Annotated in this window: 13 protein-coding genes; all 13 read right to left on the bottom strand. The window is 59.6% G+C overall.

Annotated elements, in window-relative coordinates; translation table 11 throughout:
• Positions 1–45: 45 nt before the first annotated feature.
• The 13 genes from ACA044_RS02600 to waaF all read right to left on the bottom strand — a co-directional run bounded on the left by ACA044_RS02600 (position 46) and on the right by waaF (position 13,990).
• Positions 46–1,479, bottom strand: coding sequence for a PIG-L deacetylase family protein (locus ACA044_RS02600; RefSeq protein WP_497445031.1), 1,434 nt, complete (start codon positions 1,477–1,479; stop codon positions 46–48).
• A gap of 8 nt (positions 1,480–1,487) precedes the next feature.
• Positions 1,488–2,384, bottom strand: coding sequence for an antimicrobial resistance protein Mig-14 (locus tag ACA044_RS02595; RefSeq protein ID WP_497445030.1), 897 nt, complete (start codon positions 2,382–2,384; stop codon positions 1,488–1,490).
• Positions 2,384–3,514 carry a glycosyltransferase gene (locus ACA044_RS02590; protein WP_497445029.1) on the bottom strand — a complete coding sequence of 377 codons (1,131 nt, stop codon included), beginning with the start codon at positions 3,512–3,514 and terminating at the stop codon, positions 2,384–2,386. The genes ACA044_RS02595 and ACA044_RS02590 overlap by 1 nt, the downstream gene beginning before the upstream one ends.
• A complete protein-coding gene (locus ACA044_RS02585; RefSeq protein ID WP_007902547.1) occupies positions 3,498–5,255 on the bottom strand; it encodes a carbamoyltransferase family protein in 1,758 nt (585 codons plus the stop codon). Before ACA044_RS02585 ends, ACA044_RS02590 begins: the two co-directional genes overlap by 17 nt.
• Positions 5,256–5,482: 227 nt before the next feature.
• The gene (locus tag ACA044_RS02580) at positions 5,483–6,373 is read right to left on the bottom strand and encodes a DUF3800 domain-containing protein (RefSeq protein WP_497445028.1); all 891 of its coding nucleotides are present in this window, start codon (positions 6,371–6,373) and stop codon (positions 5,483–5,485) included.
• Positions 6,374–6,443: 70 nt separating this feature from the next.
• Positions 6,444–6,779 carry a YceK/YidQ family lipoprotein gene (locus ACA044_RS02575; RefSeq protein ID WP_497447154.1) on the bottom strand — a complete coding sequence of 112 codons (336 nt, stop codon included), beginning with the start codon at positions 6,777–6,779 and terminating at the stop codon, positions 6,444–6,446.
• Positions 6,780–7,031: 252 nt separating this feature from the next.
• Positions 7,032–8,483, bottom strand: a complete 1,452-nt coding sequence (locus ACA044_RS02570; protein ID WP_497445027.1) for a lipopolysaccharide kinase InaA family protein — start codon at positions 8,481–8,483, stop codon at positions 7,032–7,034.
• Positions 8,483–9,235, bottom strand: a complete 753-nt coding sequence (locus tag ACA044_RS02565; protein WP_497445026.1) for a lipopolysaccharide kinase InaA family protein — start codon at positions 9,233–9,235, stop codon at positions 8,483–8,485. The genes ACA044_RS02570 and ACA044_RS02565 overlap by 1 nt, the downstream gene beginning before the upstream one ends.
• Positions 9,232–9,966: a lipopolysaccharide kinase InaA family protein gene (locus ACA044_RS02560; protein WP_497445025.1), complete on the bottom strand. Its 735-nt coding sequence runs from the start codon at positions 9,964–9,966 to the stop codon at positions 9,232–9,234. Before ACA044_RS02560 ends, ACA044_RS02565 begins: the two co-directional genes overlap by 4 nt.
• Positions 9,966–10,772, bottom strand: a complete 807-nt coding sequence (gene rfaP, locus ACA044_RS02555) for a lipopolysaccharide core heptose(I) kinase RfaP (RefSeq protein ID WP_497445024.1) — start codon at positions 10,770–10,772, stop codon at positions 9,966–9,968. Before rfaP ends, ACA044_RS02560 begins: the two co-directional genes overlap by 1 nt.
• On the bottom strand, positions 10,772–11,893 hold the full coding sequence (locus ACA044_RS02550; protein ID WP_497445023.1) for a glycosyltransferase family 4 protein: 1,122 nt from the start codon (positions 11,891–11,893) through the stop codon (positions 10,772–10,774). The genes rfaP and ACA044_RS02550 overlap by 1 nt, the downstream gene beginning before the upstream one ends.
• Complete coding sequence (gene waaC, locus ACA044_RS02545) at positions 11,893–12,954, bottom strand: lipopolysaccharide heptosyltransferase I (protein WP_497445022.1); 1,062 nt, start codon at positions 12,952–12,954, stop codon at positions 11,893–11,895. The genes ACA044_RS02550 and waaC overlap by 1 nt, the downstream gene beginning before the upstream one ends.
• Before the next feature lies 1 nt (position 12,955).
• A complete protein-coding gene (waaF, locus tag ACA044_RS02540; RefSeq protein WP_497445021.1) occupies positions 12,956–13,990 on the bottom strand; it encodes a lipopolysaccharide heptosyltransferase II in 1,035 nt (344 codons plus the stop codon).
• Positions 13,991–14,027 lie beyond the last annotated feature (37 nt).

The raw sequence follows: 14,027 nt of genomic DNA, 5'->3' as shown, positions 1-14,027 counted from the left end.
CTCACTGCTGCTTAAATACGTGGCCATGCTAGGCCGCGTGGTGCTTCACTTCTGCTTCATAGATGTTTCATCATGCTTCAGAACCCAGAACAATTCATGGCGTCTGACCGCCTTGCGAAAGAAATCGTTCTCTCCATAGATGGACGGCACTCTACTGGCCAAGAGCCACTGCAGCAACCGCCGCAGGCGCCGCTTGAACGCAAGCGGTGGCTGCAGGTCGTGCATCATGCCCAACGCCATCGCTTTGTCGCGCTGATGCCCCAAAGAAATTGGCAGGCAGCAGGGTTGCATCGGCCTTGCCGAATCGAAGGCCGGCGGCAGAGCGATGCCATGTCCCGCGTCGCCCATTGGCCAACGATCATTGTCGTGCAGATGATTGGCATAGCCAAGCACCGTGGTCGGCTGCCATTCCAAACCTCTCAATGCTTCGAGCACTGCTTCCTGGGCACAAATGTGATCGGGGTGCGGGTCGAGGGTCGGGTGCGGCAGCACGATCACTTCCGGACGGGCTCGCAGCAGCAGTTCACGCAGATCGGCCAGCAAATTATTCCAGGTCGGCGCACCGTCGACGTCGCCCGGCAGGACAAATGGATTCAGTTGACGAAACAACCGGGTGTCGCTCAAATCCGCTTCCCGCGACCCCACCGACTGAGCTGGCGCGGCCTGCATCGCCGCCAGTTGCAAACAGAAATACCCCAGTTGTACGCAATGAGCTTCTGGCACACCGGCCCAGCGCGGCACAGCGATGCTGTCCCACGCTCGCAAACGGCCCTTGAGACGAGCCGCCTCGGCCTTGTTCAGCCCCATATGCCGATAGTGTTCGGCTTCGATCTCACCCGCGGTCAGGGTGACGATCCAGGCTTCGTCGGCCTGGCAGTACAAACCGTAGGCGGCCAACTCGGCGTCGTCGGCGTGGGGTGCAATCACCATCACTCGCTGACGGCGGTAATCGGGCTGTTCGAACGCCCAGAGCACAGGCTCGCCAAATAATCGGCAATAACGCCCGCGCAAACGCAACTCGCCCTGCGACAGCACCTGCGCCTGACCGCTGAGATTGAGGTAACGCAGGCCGTTTACACCGCGCTCAAAGGTTTGTCGGTCAGGATTATCGCCACCCGACAATTCGACCACCGGATCGATAAAGCGCCCCAGCCACGTGCTTTTCACCCGCAACGCCAGCACCAATGTAGCGTCATCGACCAGCATGACGCCCTCGTCCAGCCGTAGCCGCTCACCGTCCAAGTGAATTTTGGGCTGCGGTGTGTACGGTGGGAAGCTGTATTGGTAATCGTCTTTGGGCGAATAAAACAGATGGTCGGCGAACCACGCCTCATGGGCGATCCAGCCCAGCACCGCCAACACTAGCGGCAGCCACCAGGCCACCAGCACGCCGATGACGATCAATAGCACCAGCGCAATCAACAGGCCGATGCGTTTGTTGCGCCGATGGCGCTTGAGCAGTTGCTGTTTGCGGCTCATGGGCTGGCTCATACGGTGAAGACCGGCACAGAATTGCACCAGCGATCCTTGTACTCACGGTCAGTCCGACCAAAGGAAAACCGCAGGGGCTTATCCAATGCGCGTGCGTGTTCCCAGGCGCTTTGGGTATTGAGGAAACTCAGCACACTGCCGGGGCTGAAATCGCGGGTCTCGGGATCGACACCACCGTTGACGTACTCGACGCTGATCCACTCCGGTGCCTCGACGCGGTATACCAGTTGAGTCGCGATCGGTGCGTCGTTGAGGAAAATCACCGAGCCGATCAGCAACTCGCGCAACAGCTCGATCACCTCGCCCATGCGCTCGGCACCGGTGGCCGGGAAACCCCAGCGGCGCTGGAACAGGTCGCAATAGATAGCCGCCAGTTCGCTGCTGGAAAATTCGTCAACCGGCCGCGCCACACCGCCCGCTTCTTCCAGCAGTCGCAATTCGCGGCGCTGGTTGTAGCGAAACTTCTTCGACAATTCTTCAGGCGTCCGGGCCAGCGCCAGTTGTTCGGCCTGCAACTTCATACCGGTAAAACGGCCTTCGTTCAGCGCCGACAAGTAACGGCCGCGATGGCGCAACGGTGCCTGGGCATCAGCGGCGGCCGGCAAGATCAATTCGGCATTGCCGAGGTCGAACAGGCCCTTTTTACCACTGCGCTTGAGCACATCCTTGGACAGCGCCAAGTCGCGCCCCCAGGTCGGGATGGCAGCTTTCACTTCGCCATTCTGCTCCCAGGCCAGATAGCGCACCGGGATGTCGGCCAACTGCGCCAGACGCTCGACCACCAGAGGATGAGTCGCGACGCTGCCGCCAAAACGTTGCCAGGCCTGTGCATAAGTCGAGGCGTCGACCTGCGCCCAGCCACGCTCGCGCCAGCTTTGGAATCGGTTGAGCATCAGCCCCTCGGTGCCAGTTCGGTGACGTACGGCAAATGCCAGAAAGCGTCGCGCACCGCGCGATCGGAGAAGCGCTCACGCAAGCGGTCGAACATCAGTTCGGCACACTGGCGACGTTGTTGCTCATCCATCGCGGCCAGATGGTGCAGCCCTTGAGCCAGGTGCTCGGCATCGCCCAGTGGAAACAGAATGCCCACGCCTTCGACCACTTCCCTGGCCCCACCGCACGCGGTGGCGAGCAACGGCACACCGGCAGCCATGGCCTCCAGCAACACCATGCCGAACGGTTCGTGATCGGAACTCAGGGCAAACACATCGAAAGCGCGGAAGTAGCGACGCGCCTCGGGCACCTGGCCGAGGAACAGCACGCGATCGCCGATCCCCAGTTCGCGGGCCAGAGCCTTGAGGTCCTGCTCCAGCCGACCGCTGCCAAGGATCACCAACTGACTATTGGCCGGTAACCCCGGCAGTGCCGTGGCAAAACCGTGCAGCAATGTGGCCTGATCCTTATCCGGATGCAGGCGCCCGACGTTGCCGACAATCCAGGCATCCATCGACAGACCGAGGGTTTCCCGGGCCTCGCGGACCGATACCTGACTGGTCTGCAACGCCGGTACATCGATACGGTTATAGAGCGTCTGAATTCGCCCGACCGGCCATTTCGGCAAGCAACGGCGCATGTCATCACGCACCGCATCGGAGACCCCGAGCAGGCTCAAGCGCTTGCGAAAAATATGTGCGAACAGTTTGCGGCTGCCGCGCTGGTAATCGCCAAACGCGTGATGCACGCCAATGACCGGCAACGAAGTGCCGAGCAAGGCGATGTAGATCGGTTTGAAACGGTGAGCAATGCAGAAACTGAAATTGCGCGACGCGGCGATCTTGCGCAGATCGCCGATGGCGCCCAGCTTCAGGCCACGAATGGCCTTGGAGCTGTACTCCATGAACAGCACTTCATCGGACGCGCAGCTCGCGGCGACCTGACTATCCGCGGCCCCGGTCAGAAACACCGTGGTCACTCGATAACCGGTCCCCACGAACAGGCTGGCATACTGCCGGGCGCAGTCCAGAAACGGCCCGTCATAGCCGTGACAAAACTGCAGCACATGGCGTTCAGCCGAGCGTGTCATAAGCGTCCGCGCCTTCTTTGACCACCAGAATGTCTTCCATGATCAGGTACTGCAGGTCGGAACCGAAGAACATGTTCAAGGCGTCGGTCGGCGAGCAGATCATCGGCTCGCCACGACGGTTGAGCGAGGTGTTCAGCGACACGCCGTTACCGGTCAATACTTCCAGCGCCTTCATCATGTCGTAGTAGCGCGGGTTGTATTCGCGCTTGAGCACCTGGGCCCGGGACGTGCCGTCTTCATGGACGACTTCCGGCACGCGGGTTTTCCACTCTTCAGCCACTTCAAAGGTGAAGGTCATGAACGGCGCCGGGTGATCGATCTTGATCATCTGCGGCGCGACGGTGTCGAGCATCGACGGGCAGAAAGGTCTCCAGCGCTCGCGGAACTTGATCTGATGGTTGATGCGGTCAGCCACACCGGTCGCGCTCGGGCAACCGATGATCGAACGACCGCCCAAGGCGCGCGGACCGAATTCCATGCGGCCCTGGAACCAGGCCACCGGGTTGCCGTCGACCATGATCTTGGCGATGCTTTCCGGCATGTTCTCAAGCTTGCGCCACGCAGGCTTGCTCGGATGACGGGCACAGGCCGCGAGCACGTCTTCGTTGCTGTAGGACGGGCCGAGGTAGACGTGTTCCATCTTCTCGACCGGTACGCCACGGGCGTGGGACACGTAAGCCGCAGCGCCGACCGCGGTACCGGCATCGCCGGACGCAGGCTGAACGAACAGCTCTTTGATGTCGTCGCGGGCAATGATTTTCTGGTTCAACTTGACGTTCAGCGCACAGCCGCCGGCGAAGGCCAGCTTGCCGGTTTCCTTGAGCACATCGCCCAGGTAATGGTCGATCATCTGCAACGCCAGTTTCTCGAACAGCGCTTGCATGCTCGCGGCGTAGTGGATGTACGGTTCGTCGGCGATGTCGCCTTCGCGCTTGGGCCCCAGCCACTCGATCAGCTTCGGCGAGAAGTAGAAACCCTTGCCCTTCTCTTTATAACGACGCAGGCCGATGACGTTGGCGTAGTCGGTGTTGATCACCAGCTCGCCGTTCTCGAACGAGGCCAGACGTGAGAAATCGTATTTGCTGGCGTCGCCGTACGGCGCCATGCCCATGACCTTGAACTCACCGTCGAGCATCTCGAAACCGAGGAACTCGGTAATCGCGCCGTACAGGCCACCGAGGGAGTCCGGATCGAAGAATTCCTTGATCTTGTGGATCTTGCCGTTTTCGCCGTAACCGAAGAAGGTCGTGGCGTATTCACCTTTGCCGTCGATCCCCAGGATCGCGGTTTTCTCTTTGAAACCGGAGCAATGGTAGGCACTGGAGGCATGGGCCAGGTGGTGCTCGACCGGCTCGATCTTGATTTTTTTCGGATCGAAGCCCAGTTGCTCGAGGCACCAGACAATCTTGTTGCGATAGCGCTTGTAGCGACGGTTACCCATCAGGATCGCGTCGAGGGCGCGGTCCGGGGCGTACCAGTAACGCTTGGCGTAGTGCCAGCGAGCCTTGCCGAACAGGCTGATCGGCGCGAACGGAATCGCCACCACATCAACGTCGGACGGCTTGATGCCCGCCTGCTCGAGGCAGAACTTCGCTGATTCGTAGGGCATGCGGTTCTTTGCATGTTTATCGCGCACAAAGCGCTCTTCTTCAGCCGCCGCGACCAGCTTGCCGTCGATATACAAGGCTGCGGAAGGATCATGGCTAAGGGCGCCGGACAGGCCAAGAATCGTCAATGCCACAGGGGTCTAGCCTCTTTAGTCTGCATGCAGGCGCAACGCGCCTCAAAAATTAATGTGCCCTCGCAAGGGGCGAGAGACAGCTAAAGGGCGGGATTATAGCTTAAAAGCGGCGGCAAGCCTCTAGCGTGAAGTGGCAAGCTGGCGCGTTGACAGATGAAGGACCTCGACATAGACTCCTGCGCAAATGGACTGGGGGATCCCGGTCGGCGTTGTGGCCTCGGTGAGTTTCACCGGGGTTTTTCGCTTTCTGAGAGATGGAAAATCTTTAAACCCCAGTTCTCGAAACCCTCCCCCACATTGTTACGCCCACCACTACAGTAGAACTTGCGCTTGAGTACGTCAAAGGCACGATTTTCTTGCCCTGACCGTAAAACGCTCATACCAATGGGTCTTGCAACAAGATCCGCTAGCTGTAACCCCATAGAATTCACTTGCTTGGTTGCAAAGACGATATCGAACGGCAACTGAATGCCCAATCGGTTCGCGCCATCGCACATGCGACGAAACTCCAGTTCAAGCTCGTTATCCTCCCGTTTCCCTCGACGCTCGAAAATCACATGAGTTAAAACGCTCTGTTGATTCTTTTCCTGTAAATACTCATAAAGCGTTTCCAGACAGAAGCCGAGTGCGACGTGATAAGGGTTGTGGACAGGACCTTGTTTTTCGCGAAGGGCAGCTTTGTCGATAACACAGCTGATCAGGACGAAATTGCTGGCTTCAATGATGCCCGTCAACTCATCGAGAAAGGCATGTTTGTGTTGCCTCGACGTGAATAGACTAGAGAACGCTCCTTTTTCTTTTCGAATTTCCAATTCATGCAGACCGATCAGGTCGTGCCCCATATGATTAAATTTAAACTTCTGAAGGGCAGGAATAACCTTTTCGCAATAATGCCTTTTATGAAACACACAAAATGCCAGCACAAACATTGGATAGTTTTGATCTAATGTTTGCATCCCATGATCGCCGCTCTCATCCACATATATTATGAAATCACTGTACCTACCGAACGGAGGTAAAAGCTTTTTCGCCTCAACATTAGTTTCAGCTTCGCTTTCGCTTTCGTTTTCGATTTCAAAAAGAAAAAACTGTTGAGAGGGCAAAATCGGGGTCGACACGAGCTATTCACCCTTTGTTTTCGAGCCAAGTGCGTTAGGTGTAGTACTCACACGCCGGAATACAAAAGAGTTACCCGCGACCCGGCCGCCAGTAAATGCTGATATTGCCGTCCGTAGCCTGCCGGTAAACCGTATAGGGCAAGAAAACCGTGTCAAAGACACCTGAAAGGGTCAGATCCAGCAGTACGAACGGCACAAGAAAGCCCGTTGGATCGGGCGGCGCGTTCAATACGCAAAAGTCGTAAGCCAGACCACTGTAAATGCGAGGGATGGACTGACAGTACGTCTTTTGCTTTCTGAGGCTGCGAACCGCATCTTCGTCATTCTGCAACACCGTGACAGCGGTTCCACAGCCGGATAGCACCAGTGAGAAAGTGCTCAGCAACACAGCCATTTTTATCGTCAAAATCTGCCCTCCGAGAACGTCAGGCAAACTAGCATCGTGGCTATTCAGGGCACAGTTCACGGCATCTGTAGATCATGTAGGACGATTCATAAAAACTTGTCCGCCTCTGCCACCGGGCCACTTGGCTGACAGTTCCTGCCTCTTCGCGAGTAAGCCCGCTCCCACAATTAATCTTCTGTGAACACAAAAAGTGTGCTCGGCGCAGATCAATTGTGGGAGCGGGCTTGCTCGCGAAAGGGTCGAAGACCCGATTCAGGCAGCGCTAGAGATATCTTTGGGCAAACGCTGATCAATCACCTGATACAACGCACTGCTCTCTGGCCAATTGCGCATGAATCGCGCCCGGTCCCGCGCATACGCGGGAGCAAAGCTACTGACGGAGTCATGCTGACGCATTGAATCCAGATCGATCAGCGCCCAGCGATCCTGCTGCCAGAACAGGTTGTGGCCCTTGAAATCGCCATGACTGATCCGCTCGCGAATCAGCTCGGCGAACAGATGATCCAGGGCCTGCAACTCGGCTTGCGGCGCTTCGCCGCTTTCCACGTACGGCGCAAAGCGCTCGATGATGTCTGGCCCCGGCAAATACTCGGTCACCAGGTACGCCCGGCTGCGCAACCACAGAAAACGCTTCTCCAGCAAGGCCAATGGCTTGGGCGTGGCGATGCCCAGAAACGCCAGGCGATTGCCTTCACGCCATGAGTGCCAGGCGCGGCTCGGGCGCCAGAAACGTTTGAGCCAGTGGGCAAAGCCTTTGATGTTGTAGCGCTTGACCACCAGCGTGCGCCCGGCCACGTCGACCTTGCCGACGCTCGCCGAGCCGCCGGTCTTGTACAGATGGCCCTGATCGAGCAAGGCGTCGGCCTGCTCCAGCACCGGCAGCATCGCTGCCTCTTCCTCGCGGCGAATCGCTCGCAAGCCGAACGCTCCGCGCTGGACACTGAACAACGTGCACTCGCGGCCAACTTTGATCAGGAAGTCCTTCAAACGCCAGCGACGGATCTTGTCGATCTGCTTCTGCAGCGCTTCCATAGGCAAGGCATGCTCGCCGTTGCCCAGCAGGTAATACACCAGCAACTCTTCGGTGAAGGGTTCCAGCGATTTGGGCAACTGGGCAAAAAACACCCCGAGGTTTTCCAGGACTTTGTGCTGCGACAGTGGCTTGCCAGCCGTCTCGACACAGATCCCGGCGCCATCGATCAAATAAAGCTGACCGCCATGGCGCAGCAGGTTGTCCAGATGCAGGTCTTCCTGCCACAGGCCTTTGCTGTGCAATTGCCCAATCGCGCCCAACGCCTCGGCCAGCACCGCGGATTGTTCATCCGCCAGCACGGGCAAGTGTTCGACCTGTTTCCAGGCATCCCCCAGGCTCTGGGCGCCCTCAAGGAAATCGAACAGCAGCCAGCCGCCCTCGCCGTCCTTCAGACCATCAGCCAATAGCAGCGGAGTGGTCAATCCTTGAGCTGCGAGCAAACGCACGCCGTCCAGTTCACGCTGAAAATGCCGCGCCGCTTTGCCGCCGACCAGCAACTTGGCCAGCACCGGCCGGCCGCGCCAGCCCCCGGCGCCAACATAACGCTGCCCCGGCAACACCCGCAGCAGGCTCAACAGCTGTAACTCGGCAGGTCCCGCGGCATCGGCCAGTGGAATGTTCAGCGGCAGGCTCGGGCTGCGGCCGGCGTTTTTCAGCTCGGACAAGCGCATCAGCGCGTCTCCTTGTGACTGCGCCGCGCACTCAGGCGCGATACCCATCGGTCCACCAGCGAACTGTTCAATGGCTGATCCAGATAAACCGCCAACAACTCGCGCAGCTGACTTTCGCTCCATTCCGGCGCCCGACGCAGCAACGGTTCCAGGTCCTTGACCCGATCTCGTTGGCCGAACAACAGCGGGCGGGTTTTTTCCAGATCGATCAACTGAGCCTGATAGCCGTCACCGGTGGCCTGGAGAAAAATGTGCTTGGGATAGAAGCAACCGTGGAGTTGACGCACCTCGTGCAGGCGTCGCGCCAGTTGCCCACAGGCTTTGAGAATCGCCGAATGCTGCGCCGCGCTCAGGTCGGACCAGCGCTGCAACAGTGAATCCAGATCATCCCAACCGTCCAGTGCACGGGTCAGCAAAATCGCCCGGACTTCGCCCTCGACCTTGCGCTCACCGAAGAACGCCGCCTGCAGCGCCGGAACACCCAGTTTCTGATAAAGACTGATGTTGCGAAACTCGCGGGCAAAACTCGGCTCGCCAAAGGGCGAATGCCATGTACGCGTCAGGTAGTTGCTCTGGCGTTTGAGGTAGTAGCCATGACCTTCCAGCTCCAGCCGAAACACACTGCTCCAGCCACCAGCGGCGGTGTTGGGCTCATCCACCGCGTCGAGCTGCTTGGCCCAGAGTGCGTCGAAGGTGCCGAGGCCATGACGTTCGAGCAGCGCACGGTCTTCAGCAGCCAGAAAATCAGTCATTCGCGTCCCTCGAAAAATCTCACCACGTGCCGAATCCGTTTCTTGTCGGCGGCATCGAGCCGGGTGCATTGGCGATATTGCAGATAAAAGCGCAGGCGCTGGGTGGCCGATAGATGATACTTGGCGACTTTGTCGAGGCAAGCCAGGTCTTTGGTGATCCGGTACTTGAGCCAGAAGCCGCGCCAGAAATCACCGTTGGGGCAGTCAATCAAAAACAGCCGGGCCTCATCGTCGATCAGCAGGTTGCGCCACTTCAAATCGTTATGGGTAAAGCGGTGGTCGTGCATGGTCCTGGTATAGCCCGCCAGTTGTCGACTGATGTTGTCGACCCAGGCGCGGTCCGCCAGTTTCGGATCATGCCGGTCAGCCAGGGCCGACAAGTCTTCGGTATGCGGCAGTTCGCGCGTGATCATCGCCCCACGGTCGTATGCCGCGCCGCGTCGCTCCAATCCCCAGGCCACCACTTCGGCGGTGGGAATGCCCCACTTGGCGAAACGCTTGAGGTTCTGCCACTCGGCTTTCACCCGGGGCTTGCCCAGGTAACGACGCAGGCCTTTGCCGGCACCGACGTAGCGTTTGACGTAATAGTTGACGCCATTGCGCTGGACGCGAATGACCTCGGACAGTGGGTCGCGGGTCAGTCGCTCGCCCTCGAGGGCAAACACCGCGTCAAGGCTGCCGAAGTCTGCTGCCAGATCGCTGTAAGCAGGTTCCAGTGTCCAACCCGACATCAGAGCGCATCCCCGTATCGCTGTTTACGCTCGTAGAGCTTGTTGGCCTTGCCTTCGAGCCATGCCAGCAGCCCCGTTTCTTCAACCAGAATCTGACGCAGGGGCTGTTGGAAATAACCCTTGAGGAAGCGCAGTTTGTCGCGACGGGTCAGGCCAATGTCGAGCGCCGAAAAATACAGCGCCGCCAGGTCCTTGTTGCGCCAGCGTTGGGTAATCGTCGGACGGGTCTGAGCACGGTGCAGATCGATCACCGACAATTTGAAATCATCAAAGGTCACCGGTTTATCGGTGTGCAGCAGGAAGTGGCAGATGTAGCAGTCGCGGTGGTTGACCCCGGCGCGGTGCATCATGCCGGTCATGCGCGCGACTTCGGCGATCAAGGCGCGCTTGAGTTTCGGCTCGGGCGGTTGCTTGACCCAGTCGACGCTGAAATCTTCGAGGCTGACGGTGGGCGCCAGCTCTTGCGTGACGATGAACGAATGCTGGTCCGCCGGGTTGCTGCCCTTTTCGCCGTAAGCGACGGCGGTCATGGTCGGCACGCCGACTTCTTGCAGGCGCTGAATAGCCTTCCACTCCTGGCCTGCGCCAAGCACCGGCAGCTTGGCGGTCAGCAGGTTCTTGAAGATCTCGCCCCAACCGATGCCACGGTGGATCTTCACGAAAAACCCGTGGCCGTCCACTTCAGTACGCAGTGTCCGGCGTGCTTCAAGCTCGCGGTACACCTCGCCCTTGAGGCCCTCGACTTCGGCGAACGGGTCGCGTCCGGCCCAGAGGCTCTTGAACGGTTCAGCCAGCATCAACTTCATTAAGCGTGCTCCGCCAGAATCACATCGGCCGCGTGCTGCGGCATGCTGTAGAGGTCGGCCGTCTCGGCGAAAGCCACGCCGTTGCGACCCCAGGCCGCCCGTGCATCTGCATCGTTCAACATGCCGGTCAGGTATTGAGTCAGTTGCGCCTGATCGAAAGGCTCATCCAGCACCAGACCCGCATCTGCCTCGGCGATGTAATGGGCGTAGCCGCACACCGCACTCACCAGCACCGGCAAGCCGGCCACCAAGGCTTCAAGCAGCACCGTCCCGGTATTTTCGTTGTACGCCGGGTGGATCAACAGATCGGCGCCGAGCAGGAAACGCGGGATATCGCTGCGACCCTTGAGAAACTGCACGTTGTCACCGAGCCCCAATGTGGCGCTCTGCAACTGGAATACTTTGGGGTCGTCCTGGCCAATTACAAACAGTCGGGTGCGTTTTTTCAGCTCGACGGGCAACGCGGCCAGTGCCTTGAGGCTGCGGTCCACGCCTTTGGTCTTGAACCCGGAGCCGATCTGCACCAGCAACAGTTCATCGTCCTTCAGGTTGAACTCGGCGCGGAACCCGGCGCGAATGTCATCCGCGTTCGCCGGGCGACGACGATCCTGGGCGATGCCCGGTGGCAGTAGGTGGAAACGTTCGGTCGGCGTGTCGTAATGCTTGATAAACAGTGGCTGCTGCACTTCGGAAATCATCAGCACTTCGGTTTTTGCGTCCTTGGCGAACACCGCGCGCTCGTACTCGGCGAAGTGCCGGTAGCGACCCCAGCGACGGTACAGCGAGTTGCGCAGGTTTTGCGCCTTGTCTTCGAAGCAGCCGTCGGCGGCGTAGTAAACGTCCAGGCCCGGCATTTTGTTGAAACCGATCAGGCGGTCCACCGGGCGCTTGGCCAGATCGGCCTCCATCCACTCGGTGAGTTTCTCGTTGCGCCGATGATTGAAGAACGCCTTCACCGGTGCCACCAGCACCTCGAAACCCGGCGGAATGTCGCCTTCCCAAATCAGCGTGTAGACGCGAATCCGATGGCCGCGCTGCTGACACTCCAGGGCGATGCGCATGAAATCGCGCTGCAGACCACCAAAGGGAAAGTACTTGTACAGGACAAATGCCAATTGCATCAGCGCAGCTCCTCAGCCAGTAACAACGTGCTCAGTCGGCTCGCGACACGCTCGGGATTCAGACGCGTGAAGCACAGGGGCCACTCGCGTTTCAGGTCGAACCGACGGGCATCGTCGGCCGTCGGTTGATAGGTGCATTTCTTTTGCAGGCACGGCGCGCAGGGGAAGTCGCTGGCGATGTGAATCTGCGACTTGCCGTACGCACCGGTCAGGCCCGGGTTGGTCGGGCCGAACAGCGACAGGGTCGGCACATCCAGCGCTGCGGCCAGATGACCGAGACCGGTGTCCACCGCCACGCAGGCTTGCGCCCCGGCCAGGACTTTGCCGACCCCCGCCAGGTTCAGCTTGGGCAGCACTTCGACGTGTTTCATGTCTTTGGCGATGCGCTCGGCACGGGCCTTTTCGATCGGATTGCCCCACGGCAGCTTCACCGCCACGCCGAGATACCCCACCCGCTCGGCCAGCTCACGCCAGTAGGCTTCGGGCCAGTGTTTGGTGTCCCAGGTGGTGCCGTGGAGAAACACCACGTAAGGATTCTTGCGCGGCAACTCCACCAGTCGCTCGACGTTCAAGCCGTAGTCGCCCAGCCCTTTTGGCAGGTCGTAACCCAAGGCCACCGCGAACAACTGACGCACTCGCTCTACCGCGTGCTGCCCACGGGCCACGGCCAGACGTCGGGAATAGAAACGCGCGGCAATGGGTTCGCGGGCCGAGTTCTTGTCCAGCCCGGCCACCGGCGCTTTGGCATAGCGGGTCAGCAACGCGCTTTTCAGCAGGCCCTGGGCATCGATCACCAAGTCATATTTCGTCGCGCGTATGCTTTGCTTGAAACGCTTCCACTCACCACTTTTGATGGTCTGCCAGATGTTCTTGCGCCAGCGACGGATCGCCACCGGAATCACCTTGCCCACGGCCGGGTGCCAGGTCGGAATCTCGGCGAAACCTTCTTCCACCACCCAGTCGAATGTGATGCCGGGGATCGCCCGCGCCGCGTCGGTCAACGCTGGCAACGCATGAATCACGTCGCCCAGCGAAGAAGTCTTGATCAACAGTACCCGCAAACTATTTGACCTCGACCACAGTGCCCAGCAACCGCTGCAAGGCTTCGTTCACCGCTTTCGGCATGAGTTGGCGCAAGCAATTGTAATGACCGAAACGGCAGGTGCGATCGAAGCATGGACTGCATTCGATGCCCAGGCGCACGATTTCGACGTGCTCGGCCAGTGGCGGTGTGAAACCCGGCGACGTCGAGCCGTACACCGCCACCAATGGGCGGTTCAGCGCAGCGGCCACGTGCATCAGGCCCGAGTCGTTGGAGACCACCGCGTCAGCGCAAGACAGCAGATCGATGGCCTCGGCCAGGGAAGTGCCGCCACTGAGGTTCACCGACTCTTCACGCAGCCCCGGAATCAGCCGCGCTCGAATGTCTTCGCCCACCCCGTGATCGTTTTTCGAACCGAACAGCCAGACTTGCCAGCCTTCACGGATCTTCGCTTCGGCGACCTTGGCGTAATGCTCGGATGGCCAGCGTTTGGACTCACCGAACTCGGCGCCGGGGCACAGCGCCAACACCGGACGGTCGAGGGCCAGACCGAACTTGGCCAGTGCGCCGTCGCGGGTCACCGGCTCGATCTGCAGGCTCGGCCGTGGATACGGCTTCGGCAGCTCGACGCCGGGCTCAAAGGCCAGCGCCATGAAGCGCTCGATCATCAGCGGGTAACGTTCTTTTTCGAGCGTGCGCACGTCATTGAGCAGGCCGTAGCGGAACTCGCCGCGCCAGCCGGTGCGTTTCGGGATGCCGGCAAAAAACGGCACCAGTGCCGACTTCAGGGAATTGGGCAGCAGGATGGCCTGGTCATACTGACCGGCCAGGGATTTACCGATGCGCCGACGCGTCGCCAGCTCCAGCACGCCGTGGCCGAGCGGGAAGCTCAAGGCCTGGCGTACTTCGGGCATGCGCTCGAGGATCGGCCGGCTCCACTCGGGGGCCAGCACGTCGATTTCGCACTGCGGGTGGCGTTGTTTGAGACACTGAAAAAGTGTCTGCGCCATCACCATGTCACCGACCCAACTGGGCCCAACGATCAGAATTTTCATGTGGTTTCCAAAAACGAGCAGGGGAGGCATACGCCTC

The organism is Pseudomonas sp. LBUM1673 (assembly GCF_059695645.1).
This window is presented reverse-complemented; position numbering and strand designations above follow the sequence as displayed.

Excerpts from the sequence above, each read along its gene's own strand:
- ACA044_RS02600 (WP_497445031.1), bottom strand. The coding sequence starts at position 1,479 with ATGAGCCGCAAACAGCAACTGCTCAAGCGCCATCGGCGCAACAAACGC.
- ACA044_RS02595 (WP_497445030.1), bottom strand. The coding sequence starts at position 2,384 with ATGCTCAACCGATTCCAAAGCTGGCGCGAGCGTGGCTGGGCGCAGGTC.
- ACA044_RS02590 (WP_497445029.1), bottom strand. The coding sequence starts at position 3,514 with ATGACACGCTCGGCTGAACGCCATGTGCTGCAGTTTTGTCACGGCTAT.
- ACA044_RS02570 (WP_497445027.1), bottom strand. The coding sequence starts at position 8,483 with ATGCGCTTGTCCGAGCTGAAAAACGCCGGCCGCAGCCCGAGCCTGCCG.
- ACA044_RS02565 (WP_497445026.1), bottom strand. The coding sequence starts at position 9,235 with ATGACTGATTTTCTGGCTGCTGAAGACCGTGCGCTGCTCGAACGTCAT.
- ACA044_RS02560 (WP_497445025.1), bottom strand. The coding sequence starts at position 9,966 with ATGTCGGGTTGGACACTGGAACCTGCTTACAGCGATCTGGCAGCAGAC.
- rfaP (WP_497445024.1), bottom strand. The coding sequence starts at position 10,772 with ATGAAGTTGATGCTGGCTGAACCGTTCAAGAGCCTCTGGGCCGGACGC.
- ACA044_RS02550 (WP_497445023.1), bottom strand. The coding sequence starts at position 11,893 with ATGCAATTGGCATTTGTCCTGTACAAGTACTTTCCCTTTGGTGGTCTG.
- waaF (WP_497445021.1), bottom strand. The coding sequence starts at position 13,990 with ATGAAAATTCTGATCGTTGGGCCCAGTTGGGTCGGTGACATGGTGATG.